Consider the following 11,839-nt stretch of genomic DNA (forward strand, 5'->3'; position numbering starts at 1 on the left):
ACGTGACCAGCCAAAAGGCGTGAGCCGCTTCGCCGATCCCGGACGCCTCGCTTCGATGACCGGCTTGTGGCAAGGAAGGCCGGAACATATTAGACCTTGCGTGATTGATCGGCGGAAGCAGGGAGCGGCCTTCGCTTGGGCCCGACGGAGAGGTGTCGAGCGTTCCTGGTGGAAGCAGGCAAAGGAGGCATGTTGAAGGGGGTTGCGGTCCTGACCGAAGGAAGAAGCGGTTCGAGCTGGCTCGGAAGCCTCACCAATGCGACAGGCACCATGGGCCGCTCGGCGGAATGGCTCAAACCGTTGCATCTGGGCCCCGAGCCGGGCGGCTACGACGCGATCGAGGAAACGGTCATCCGCAAATCCTCGACCGAAAACGGCCGCTTCGCCGTCAAGCTGTTTCCACGCCATCTGGTCTGGTCGAAGGGCAAATGCGGCAAGGATTTCCTGCTCGAAATCCGCAGGAAGCACGATCTGGGCTTCATAGCGCTCGAACGCCGCGATCGCCTTCGCCAGGCCATTTCCTTCTACCGCGCCAGCGCTTCGAACTCGTGGGCAAGCTGGTACAAGGGCGCCGGGTCTCCCGTGCCCTACAGCTTTGCCGGCATCAGCCAGGCTTTCTTCCAGATCGAGCAGAGCTACGCGTTCTGGCGCGCCTATCTCAACCTTTCGGAATTGCCGTCGCGCCATTTCGTCTACGAGGACCTGCTGGACGATCCGCAGCCCTACCTCGAAGCCGTTGCCGGATTGCTCGACGTTCCGGTTCCGGCAGCCGTGCCGGTCTCGCAATTCAAGATCCAGCGCGACGATCTCACCGAGGACTGGGTAAGGCGCTTTCGCCAGGGAGCCGAGGAGAAGGGCGCCATCGAGGCGATCGAGGACGCCCCGGTGCCCCGCACGCTCGACAATTTCGCCCGCATCGCCCTGAAGCGGCCCTTGAGCCGAAGGCGCTTCTGAAAGGAGCTCCGGCGGCCTGGGTCCGTGGGAGCAACCAAACGACCGCCGCGGCCTCTGCGGTTGGCGTTTCCTCGCCCCCACAAAGTGGGCAGGGCAATCGCATAGAGTTCTTACGAAGAGGACCCCCACCCTTAATCCTCCCCACAAGGGGGAGGGAACGCTGCCGCATGCCACCCTTTTTGGCGTCGAACCTAATGGATGTCTCCCAAAACCGCGCAGCGGTTTTGGGAGAACGACATGCGTCAAAACAAGGGCTTAAAGCGCGTCGCCTGAATCCGCTTCGACGCGCCGCGCTTTGGCCGATTTGCGGGGATCAGCGCCTACCAAGTCTCCCTCCCCCTTGTGGGGAGGGATTAAGGGTGGGGGTCCTCTTCGTAAAAACTCATATGCGATTGCCCTGACTAAGTGGGTGGATCGGCGAAGCGGACGGAGCGGGGGCCAGCGCTACCCTATGCGGATTTGGCCGGCCACCCGACGAGGATGGACGCCACTTGGCCAGGCAACGCCACACGGTATACGCTGAGGCAACAAGCCATCGAAGGGGAGCATTGCGGTGACTGAACCCACGCCAAGACCGCTTAGCGAGATCGCCAGCTATCACGCCCACATCTACTATGGCGCCCCGGCCGAGCGCCAGCATGCCGAATGGCTGCGCCAACGCATCGGCGAACGTTTCCGCGTGCGCCTGGGCAACTGGCGCGACGAGCCGGTTGGCCCGCATGAGCAGGCCATGTACCAGGTCTCCTTCGCCACCGAGATTTTCGCCACGCTGGTTCCCTGGCTGATGCTGAACCACGGCGGCTTAAGCATCCTCGTCCACCCCAACACCACCAACCCCAAGCGCGACCATCTGGTCGACCCGATCTGGATCGGCCCCGCGCTGCCGGTGAAGGGCGAGGTACTTGGCGAGGAGGACGAGGCCGAAGAGGCGCTGGAGGTGAATACGGAGCCGACGCTGGGGTGTGAGGGGTGAGCGTCCACGCATCTGGCGGCTCGATCTGGCTGGAATCCCAGCGATAATCCCGGATCAATCCGGCGCCTCACCATTGCCCCGAGGCCAGTGCTTAGCCCTTCCACCATAGGCGCATTACCGCGCGAGGGTTTATGTATCCATGGGCCAGGGAGAAAATTTGGGGATGGGTGGGGGCAATCTCAGTGTTGCGCACTATCGCCAAGTGATGGGGTCCACGATCTACTGAAGATCAATATCATCAAATCGTTTACCGTCCCGAACCCGAGCCTTTCGTATGCCTGAGTTCACGCTGAAAAAGAGCATCAGAGAAGGGCGGCGCGCTGGGATCGTAAATCAGTGTGGCCGATTGAGTTGGGGCTTCTAAAAAAATACCGCACAAACTGAGCTTCTGAGGAAATCGGATTGTGTTTGGTCGATTTTTTTACTTCCAGTCCCAAACTCGTTGCAGTAATAGATGCCGGGGTTGGTGGCAGGTTGCGTCAGCCCTGCCGAATTGGGAGGGGTGTCGCGTTGAATCTCGTTAGCGTCACAGAAATAGCGAAAAGACTATGCGTCGCGCGTGGTTGGACGCCACCTGAATACATCGACAATGGAGCGTCAGCAGCGGTCTACAAAGTAGTGACCGCTGACGGGCCTGCTGCTCTCAAAATCTACGATCCTGAGTTCTTCGAAGGGGATAATGCACTTATTGAGGCAAAGCGGATCGATTTACAGCGGGAGCTAAAAGGCCACGGATGCCCTTTCCTAGTCGACGTTATCGACACGGGAGAGATTAAAGAGGATGGCACCTGGTATCTCTTGATGGAGTACTGCCCCTGGAAATCGCTGGAGAAGCGACTCGTGGACGTCCCAGACGAAAAGATCCACGGCCTCGTTAAGCAGCTTGTGAAAGCGGTAAAGTTTTTGGATGAAAATGGCTTGGTTCATCGTGACATAAAGCCAGCAAATATAGTGGTGTCGGATAATTTCGAGCAGCTAAAACTTCTGGACTTCGGGGTTATGCGCCGCATCGCATACGACGAGGGTAGTGGGACGGATGGGAATAAATTCATTGCGACTGCTCAATATAGCCCGCCGGAATTCCTTTTAAGGGATGAGATACCGGGGAACATAGGGTTTATTGCTATCAATCTATATCAGGTAGGGGCGGTATTGCATGACCTTATAACAAAGGCCTCTATATTTTCTGAAGAAAAGGCCACTAAGAATAAGTTTAAGCTCTTCAAAGCGGTGACGGAAAAACGCCCGCGAGTGGTAAGCGCGTCCGTCCAACCTCGGTTGATTGCCCTTTGCTTAGCAGCGCTGGAGAAGGATCCGAGTATTCGAGCAGCTGCAGTGCAGCTCGACGATTTTTTGGCCGATGCCGATGATCTCGACGCACTTCGTCGACGAATTGGGAAAAGCAGACAAGGCGAAGCCACGCCGGCAAGCCCTACTATTGCGGTTTGGAGAAAGAAAGTCCGGTCATGGGGTATGGAAGCTGCTCGGCTGGAAGCTAATACCCTAGGCGCAGTTACCATGAAGGAGCAGGCCATGCCTCAGGGAATCCGATGGCAGCTGAATTTCGCATCCGCTGAAGCTGCCATCTATTTAGATTTGGTTCGAATCGATGATGGCTTAGCGGTGCGGATTATTAGTGATGCGGACGCCGAGCATGTGCCTGCCGTATTGAGGATTCACGCGGACGGTCCCGACCTACCTGAAACCGGCATTCCCGATGTTTTGGCGGCTCAGTATCTCTACGCATTGGATGTTGCCTTGACGACCCAGGCCACGTCCGCGTTTGGATCGGGGGAGGATATCTCGTGAACGAAACCTGGTGGGTCGACCCGTCACAACTGGATAGCGATCAAAAGGCCATCCTGACTGCCACTGCAGATAGCTCGCTTCTGATCTTAGGTCCGCCCGGATCCGGAAAGACTAACATTCTTATGTTGAGGGCGAACTATGTTCGTCCGGTCGGAGCACGACAAATGGTTCTAACCTTCACCCGTGCACTGGCAGAACATTTGAGGTCGGGCCCGAATATGGGCCGTGCCGATCAGATCCAGAGGGAAGAGATATCCACTTTCATGGCCTGGGCCAGAGCTATCATTAGGAACCATGGTGGAGAATTGCCGGAAGACAGTGAAAATTTCGACGAGGAGCGCCACGCCATTGTCGAGGCACTTGAGGAGACAGTTGAGGATCAAAAGCTTGGGAAGCTCTATGACGCTATGTTCGTTGATGAAGTTCAGGATTTTTCTGAACGCGAACTTCAGTTAATTCGCCGCCTTGCCAGCCGCGTAAATTTCGCCGGCGATATACGGCAGCGGATTTGGAAGGGAGAAGGTCTCAAGGCCGCTAAGGCCATCGCCGATGAGACGATGGAACTGAGTCGTCATTACCGCATAGGTGAGAGAATTTGTGAGTATGCCGACCAGATATTACCCCCTAAGGCGGACCAATCTCCGCTCCTAGAAGGATGCAATTATCCTGAGCGACTTCGGCCGTCATCCGTGGAATCCGTCGCTTGCGCGGATGAGGATGAAATGATTCAAAAGTGCATAGCGAAGGTGAAGGAGCAGTTGCGTTACATCACAGACGAGCCGATTGGCGTGATCGGACCCTTCAACGACCCCTTGGATAAGTTCATTGCGGCAGCGCGAGCCGATCGCGTACTTTCATCGATTACGGTGCGTCAAAAAAGCAACGACTATCATGCGTACGACGATAGCAGCCGTGTTCGCGTCATGACCATTTATGCGGCAAAAGGATCAGAATTTCGAGCCGTGCACCTTTTCGATGGGGAGGAATTCAAATCGCACAACAGGGAACTGGCTTTCACGGCCGTGACGCGTGCTAAGACGGAGGTATCCGTCTATCATGTGGGCCCGCTCTTGGGTCACATGGTGCCGGCGAGCGGCGAACTGACGACCGATCTGTCCACACTGTTTTGAGATATCACATGCCTGAAACCTTTCGCGGCGGCCATTTCGAGCGTGATGCTCTACCAGAGGCCTTGACGCAGTTTGGACGCTTGATCGTGGAGCCAAACTTGTGGGATCGCTTCGCGCGCCGACGCCCTCCCGCACGTGGTGGGGCAGTTGGCAGCTGGAGTGCCACGCCGGGTGATCCTTTGGCGGAAGTCTTGGTCGTTCGCGATGAGGACTTCGCGGACACTTTGGCATGGCTCAACTCATACTTCCCCGCTCTGTCTCCCGTGAGCCAATGGTGCCGCATTCTTGCGGAGTCTCAAGCCGAGCGAGTTGCTACCCGTCCTCCCGCTGTAACTCTTGGAAGTATGCTAGGCGCCTGGGTTGGCGTAGTTATGGCTGAATGCAGCGTACAAGCGGGAGGGATTCAAAATTTACGAGATGTGCCCGGGTCTGCTGCAGCGTCGACTGCCAGTTTCGCGGCTGGGCGAGCGGCGGCAGTGTGGAACAACGACGTCAACTTCGTCGAACTCGCACGTCGCCACGACGAGCTTGGCCAAAGTCTGCGTGATGGTAGCCGCCCCCTCGCGGCCGATGCTCTAGTTCCCCTATGGTTTGTACTGAGCGGGGGGGTCGGCAAAACGACGTATAGTGATCAACAGGCCCTGGATCCGTTGATTAGCATTCTGTCGCATATCGCTCAGCAGTCGGCGGACGTGGAAACGGCTGAACTCATTGCAAGGACGGCTACGCAGGCTCGAGACTATTTTGATCTGCCGGAGCTGACGTTCTGCGCACAAGGCCCTCAGGTCGAAAGAGTTCGAGCGCTGGATCGGCTGGCCGATCGCTTGGCGTCCGGCCCCCGGTCTCCTGCCATTGACGCCCTGCTTGGTCTCGGAGCTAGCTTCGTCGATCCAGGAGTGGCTGTGGCGCCGGAGTTGTTGCGCCGGCATGCTCGTGCCCTTCCGCTCGCACCGATCTGGCAAGGCGCGTTTGCCGGAGCCATGACACCTCTCAGAGTCATGTCTGACCAAGGCGGTTTGGGTCGCCTTGTCGCTAAGGGCCTTCTCGCTGCTGATGACTTACGAGGACGCCCTTCCTGCGACATCGCATATGAAGAGCTTTCCAGGTGGATCACTCCGGGCAGGTCTCTCAAACTCGATGTACGAGGCACGTCCGCCCGCGTGCTGTCAGTGGAATTAACGCTGGGGGTAACGAGCGCGTTCCCTTATGGCCGCAACGACAGCGTCTTGCCGGCCTCGGGAAATTCGAGAGCTGAATCGACGAGAAATCAACCTGACAAAGTTAAGGGCGGACGTAGTCTACAAGATTTAGATGTCGTGTTGCAAAATCTCCAGCACCGCGTCGAGCGGCTTGAGGAACAAGGGGGGGATTTTCAGCGAAGCTTGTCCCTTCCGGAGCCAAAAGAGAACAGGAACCGCAAGGGCTCTAGATACACTCCGGCCAAAAAGACCTAGGTAACAGAGAGTTCTCTACGCGACACGGTTACCTGTGCGGGTTGCGCCTCGTGTACATAGCAAGGGTAGTTTAGTTGAGGCAGCAGATTTTACCGGCGTTGCAAACTGTTGGCTCGGTGGACCCCCATACTCTGATACTCGAGCTACCAAACCTGTCCCGCCAAAGATTTGAAGAGTCGCTGTTGGGAGGCAGCGACCATGAGCCCGTTCGATTGTACGCCCATGAACTACATCATTGGCTTGACATTGTCGGTACCCTATGGGGCCAGCGATATCTCGACCTTCTTTTTTTAGCCTTTGATGCTCTCTTGGCAGCGAAGACGGAAGATTTGGCGTACGTCGAGGTCTTGCGTCTGTTCGATGCTGATCGAGCCATCCTCTTCCCGAGATATTACAAATACGTCACTCCAGGGGCTCCTCATGGTGCCGTCGTTCCTTGGATCAATCGATGGTCTGCTGGGCAGCGGATCAAGCTCGATGGTACTCGAAGCCCAGACGATCCCATTTTGTTTGTTCGGATCGAAACCGAAGCTCAAATCATAGCAAGGCAGCCGTTGTCGGTGGGTGCACTTCTTGAGCTGCGGGCAATGGCAGGGGAGGAGGAGGCATTTAGAAATGCTATCGCGAATATTTCAGAAGAAAAGAAGTTGATACACAATGCAATCCATGATCGCGATTTGAGGAACTATATATATGATCCGAAACTCATAACGTATTCAGCAGCGGCTCACGTCTTATCTACATCGAGTGGGGTGAGTAGCATCGGCCCCGTATTCGCATGGGGAGCTGCACTTGCGGATATTTGTCTGAGTCTGGAGAGATCTGTGTTAAAGAAATTGCGTCCGCCGCGTTTGCTGGCTGAATTTGGTCACCGGATCATTCACGGGTTCAAAAGTGGGGAGAATCCGGGTTTCACATACGCATGCGCCGTTGCCTGGCTTAAGGAAAATCGGCCTGCTGAACTTGACGCTGCTTGTCTAGACAGGGCGTTAAAAGGCGTCGGATTACCAGATGCGCTTGAGTTGTATCGCCTAGCGGATAGGAGCTTCGTGCGACGTGCAATACCGAAGTTGCAATCCGATCGGTTGCGCAACATTCGAATGGCGCTGCATGAGGACGGCCTCCTGGCGTTCAGAAGGAAGGGGGCGTCATTGGGCATTCTGCCTCCGGCAGACAGGACAAATTTGCCTTCGCCCCTAGTGATGACAGGTGATCTAGAACAGTTCCATGTGGGCAAAACGACCATCTCCCTGGAAGACAGTGAGTGGCTAGATGAATGTAAGCGAAAATGTGATCTCGTCTTGCGTCAGGCATTGCGAGCCGGGCGCGGGTTGGACTTTGCGTTTACTGACTACGTCTACTAGGAGATAGACAGTCGTCTGTAGGTGGGCCGTCGTGAGCAACGGGTCCGACCGGCACTCAAGGGTAAGCCTTGTGATCAATCGGCGCCACGTCGACCGAATTCAATTCGATCCGGAACGACGTCGATCCACGCCCCATCATCCCCCAGCCAACCGCGGCAGCAAAAAAATCTCCGCCCCCGGCGGCAATTCCTTCGACCACGTATCCCGATAAATCGTCCCGTCGATCGCCACCGCGATCCCGCGGTCGATCCATGGCTCGATCCCGGGATACTGTTCCGCGAGCTTACGGAACAGTTCCCTTATGTCCTTGGCCTCGATGTCGTGCTTGGCCTTGCCGCCAGCGACGGTGCTGAGCGAGCCCCAGAGCGTGACCTCCACCATCGCCGTGAGACCTCGTTCTAACCTTCCCGCTCCGCCTCCAGCGCCGCGAGAATGCGCGGCGGCGACATCGGAATATGCGTCATGCGCACGCCGACCGCGTTCGACACCGCGTTGGCGATCGCTGCCAGCGGCGGCACGATCGAGGTTTCGCCGACGCCGCGCACGCCATAGGGGTGGTTGGGGTTGGGGATTTCCAGGATCTGCGTGTCGATCATCGGCAGGTCGGAGCATACCGGGATACGATAGTCGAGGAAGCCGGCGTTCTGCAGCCGGCCGTCCTTGCCGTAGATATACTCCTCGTTGAGCGCCCAGCCGATGCCTTGCGCCGCACCGCCCTGGTACTGGCCCTCGACATAGGTCGGGTGCACCGCCTTGCCGGCATCCTGCACCACCGTGTAGCGGATCACCCGGGTCGAGCCGGTCTCGGGGTCGACCTCGACGTCGCAGATATGGGTGGCGAAGGAGACGCCGGCGCCGTCGGCGACGAGCTCGCTATGGCCGGCGATCGGCCCGCCGGTCTTGCCGGAGGCAGCCGCGATGTCCTTCAGCGACAGCGGCGACAGGTTCCCGTATTTCTCGCCCCTGGCGATCGCATGGCCCTTTTCCCAGACCACGTCGTCGACCGGGATATCCCAGGTCTGCGCCGCGCGCTCACGCAGGATCAGAATAGCGTTGCGCGCGGCCGAGATCGTCGCCATCGAGGAGGAGAAGGTGCCGCGGCTGCCGTCGGTCATGTCGTTGTAACCGAGGGAAGACGTGTCGGCGACGATCGCCTTGACCTGGGAATAGTCGATGCCGAGCTCTTCCGCCGCTACCAGCGACAGCGAGGCGCGGGAGCCGCCGACATCGACCGTGCCGACGGCCAGCGAGACCGAGCCGTCCATGCCGATGTTCAAATCGGTGCAGGTCTGGCCGCCGAAATTGAACCAGAAGCCGCAGGCCATGCCGCGCCCCTGGTTTGCCTTGAGCGGCGCCTTCATGTGCGGATGGTGTTTCACCGCCTCGAGAGTCGGCCCGATGCCGATCGGGCCGTAGACCGGGCCGTAGGAGGCGCGCGTGCCTTCCTGCGCGGCGTTCCTGATGCGGAAGTCCACCGCATCCATGCCGAGCTCCTTGGCGAGCTCGTCGACCACGCTTTCCACCGCGAAGGCCGCCATCGGCGCTGAAGGCGCGCGATAGGCCGCCGTCTTCGGCCGATTGACCAGCACTTCGTAGCCGACCGTCTTGACGTTCTCCAGCTTGTAGCAGGCGAACGCCGTCATCGCGCCGATCTCGGCCCAGGAGCCGGCATAGGGGCCGCAGCTATAGCGCAGCGTCGCTTCGGCGGCGGTGATGGTGCCGTCCTTGCGGGCGCCGATCTTGACGTCGATCGAGGTGGCGCTGGTCGGGCCGGAAGCGCGGAAAACCTCGTCGCGGGTCATGACGAGCTTCACCGGCCGGCCGGCTTTTCGCGAGAGCGCCAGCGCCACCGGCTCGGCCCAGACATGGGTCTTGCCGCCAAAACCGCCGCCGATTTCGGAGGAGGTGACGCGCAGCTTCGAGGCTTCCATGCCGAGCAGCTGGGCGCAATGCTGGCGGTAGACGAAATGGCCTTGCGTGCAGACCCACAGGTCCGCCGTGCCGTCCGCGTTGACGCTCGCCACGCAGGCATGCGGCTCGATATAGCCCTGATGCGTCTGCTCGGTCTTGAACGAGCGCTCGACGATCATGTCGGCCTGGGCGAAGCCCGAATGGACATCGCCATGGCCGAACTGCGTGCGCTTGGTGATGTTGGAGGGCTTTGCCGGCTTTTCCTCCAACCCCTCGGTATAGATCGTGTCGTCGATCAGCGGCGCGTGGTGCTGCGCCGCCTCGTCGACATCGGTGACATGCGGCAGCACCTCATAATCGACCTCGATCAGCTTCAGCGCCTGCCTGGCGGTGCGAGCGTCGATCGCGGCGACCGCGGCCACCGCATGGCCGTCATAGAGCGCCTTCTTGCGCGCCATCGAATTGTCGAGGATGTCGTACATCGCTGTATCGCCATCTGTGAGGTCGGGCAGGTCCTTTGCCGTGATCACCGCCTTCACGCCGGCGAGCTTTTCCGCCTTGGAGGTGTCGATCTTCCTGATCACCGCATGGGCATGCGGGCTGCGCAAAACGCGGCCGACGAGCTGGCCGGCCATGTTGAAGTCGGCGCCGTAGCGGGCGCGGCCCGTCACCTTGTCGACGCCGTCGGGGCGGATGGGGCGCGTGCCGACGGAAGAGAACTTACGTCCCGAAAAGCGCGGATCGAAATTCATCTCAGGCTCCCTTCATCACTTCAGCCGCGTCCTGGACGGCGCGCACGATCTTGTCATAACCGGTGCAGCGGCAAAGGTTCCCGGCGAGACCGAAGCGGATTTCTTCCTCGGTGGGCGAGGGGTTCTTGGCCAAAAGGTCCTTCGCCGCGATCAGGAAGCCGGGCGTGCAGATGCCGCATTGCAGGGCGGCGTGCTCCAGGAACTTCTGCTGCAGCGGGTGCAGCTGGTCGCCATGCGCCATGCCTTCGATGGTCTCGACCTTGCGGCCCTCCGCCTCCGCGCCCAGCACCAGGCAGGAGCAGACCAGCCTTCCGTCGACGATGACGCTGCAGGCGCCGCAGTCGCCGGTGCCGCAGCCTTCCTTGGCCCCGGTCAGGCCGAGGCGATCGCGCAGCACGTCGAGCAGCGTCTCGTCGGGCTGGCAGAGATACTCGACGGCGTCGCCGTTGATCGTCGTTGATACAGCTACACCGGCCATTATTTGCCTCCTGCACGCTTGTAGGCGGTCGCTGCGGCTCGGCTCGCCAGCACGCCCGCGACTTTCCGTCTGAATTCGATGGTGCCGCGCTTGTCGTCGATCGGACGGCACTCGCCGGCGCAGATCTTCGCCAGCCGCTCCAGCGTCTCTTCATCGAGCTTCGAGCCGATCAGCACTTGCGCCGCTTCCTCTACCAGCAGCACCGTGGGTGCCGCCGCGCCGATCGCCACGCGGGCGGTCTTGACCACGCCATGATCGTCCAGCGTCAGGTTCACGCCGGCGCTCACCACCGCGATGTCCATCTCGGTGCGCGGAATGAAGCGCAGGTAGGCGTCGCCCGGATGCGGCGGCCGCTTGTCGAGCAGGATCGCCTCGATGATCTCGCCCTTGGCAAGCGAGGTCCGGCCGGGTCCGGTCGGCACGGTCTCGACGGCAATGGTGCGCTTGCCGGACGGCCCGGCGACGACCGCCCTGGCGCCGGCCGCGACCAGCGCCGGCACGCTGTCGGCGGCGGGCGAGGCGTTGCACAGATTGCCGGTGATGGTGCAGCGTCCCTGCACCTGCTTGGAGCCGATCAGATTGGCCGCCTCGACCACGCCCGGCCATGCCTGCCTGAGCGCCTTGTTCTCGCCCAGCACCGCGCAGGGCACCGCGGCGCCGATCCGGAAACCGTCGGCCGTTTCGGTGATGTCGCTCAGGCCACCGATCGCCTTGATGTCGACGATCAGCTCGGGCTCGATGAAGCCGCCCTTCATCCTCACCAGAAGGTCGCTGCCCCCGGCCAGGATGGCGGCCGGGCCTACCGCCTTGGCGAGCTCGCCAACGGCATCTTCGATTGAAAGCGGACGTATGTAACGCATCGTCTCCCCTTGGTGGTCATGATCGGACCGCCCGTTATAAAGCCTCTGTTTATAATGGCCATCCCGTTCGTGCATGTCCGGGTTGGGCCAGAGCCCTGTTCCAGATGCACCCAGAGAGCGGGCCAGGGGCGGCGCTGAGGGGCAGGGCGGGGGG

Annotated in this window: 10 protein-coding genes; 6 read left to right on the top strand and 4 right to left on the bottom strand. The window is 59.8% G+C overall.

Going from position 1 to position 11,839, the window contains the following annotated elements:
* The first annotated feature begins 189 nt into the window (after positions 1–189).
* From AC0L2L_RS20655 to AC0L2L_RS20680, 6 genes are all read left to right on the top strand, one after another.
* Positions 190–954: a Stf0 family sulfotransferase gene (locus tag AC0L2L_RS20655; RefSeq protein WP_473580705.1), complete on the top strand. Its 765-nt coding sequence runs from the start codon at positions 190–192 to the stop codon at positions 952–954.
* 553 nt (positions 955–1,507) lie between these two features.
* Positions 1,508–1,927, top strand: a complete 420-nt coding sequence (locus tag AC0L2L_RS20660; RefSeq protein ID WP_473580707.1) for a DOPA 4,5-dioxygenase family protein — start codon at positions 1,508–1,510, stop codon at positions 1,925–1,927.
* Between the two features lie 510 nt (positions 1,928–2,437).
* Complete coding sequence (locus tag AC0L2L_RS20665) at positions 2,438–3,736, top strand: protein kinase domain-containing protein (protein ID WP_473580709.1); 1,299 nt, start codon at positions 2,438–2,440, stop codon at positions 3,734–3,736.
* A complete protein-coding gene (locus AC0L2L_RS20670; protein ID WP_473580711.1) occupies positions 3,733–4,866 on the top strand; it encodes a UvrD-helicase domain-containing protein in 1,134 nt (377 codons plus the stop codon). The genes AC0L2L_RS20665 and AC0L2L_RS20670 overlap by 4 nt, the downstream gene beginning before the upstream one ends.
* A gap of 476 nt (positions 4,867–5,342) precedes the next feature.
* Positions 5,343–6,320, top strand: coding sequence for a hypothetical protein (locus AC0L2L_RS20675; RefSeq protein WP_473580714.1), 978 nt, complete (start codon positions 5,343–5,345; stop codon positions 6,318–6,320).
* 74 nt (positions 6,321–6,394) lie between these two features.
* Positions 6,395–7,684: a hypothetical protein gene (locus tag AC0L2L_RS20680; protein ID WP_473580716.1), complete on the top strand. Its 1,290-nt coding sequence runs from the start codon at positions 6,395–6,397 to the stop codon at positions 7,682–7,684.
* A 135-nt stretch (positions 7,685–7,819) separates the two neighbouring features.
* Here the strand turns inward: AC0L2L_RS20680 and AC0L2L_RS20685 are convergent, their stop codons facing one another.
* The 4 genes from AC0L2L_RS20685 to AC0L2L_RS20700 are packed head-to-tail and all read right to left on the bottom strand — an operon-like array spanning position 7,820 to position 11,685.
* Complete coding sequence (locus tag AC0L2L_RS20685; protein ID WP_071030809.1) at positions 7,820–8,065, bottom strand: MoaD/ThiS family protein; 246 nt, start codon at positions 8,063–8,065, stop codon at positions 7,820–7,822.
* A gap of 17 nt (positions 8,066–8,082) precedes the next feature.
* The gene (locus AC0L2L_RS20690) at positions 8,083–10,347 is read right to left on the bottom strand and encodes a xanthine dehydrogenase family protein molybdopterin-binding subunit (RefSeq protein ID WP_473580718.1); all 2,265 of its coding nucleotides are present in this window, start codon (positions 10,345–10,347) and stop codon (positions 8,083–8,085) included.
* A 1-nt stretch (position 10,348) separates the two neighbouring features.
* Positions 10,349–10,825, bottom strand: coding sequence for a (2Fe-2S)-binding protein (locus AC0L2L_RS20695; protein WP_127228161.1), 477 nt, complete (start codon positions 10,823–10,825; stop codon positions 10,349–10,351).
* Entirely contained in the window at positions 10,825–11,685 is an 861-nt protein-coding gene (locus AC0L2L_RS20700; RefSeq protein ID WP_473580720.1) for an FAD binding domain-containing protein, read from the bottom strand. Before AC0L2L_RS20700 ends, AC0L2L_RS20695 begins: the two co-directional genes overlap by 1 nt.
* Positions 11,686–11,839 lie beyond the last annotated feature (154 nt).

Source organism: Mesorhizobium sp. WSM4832, assembly GCF_055811115.1.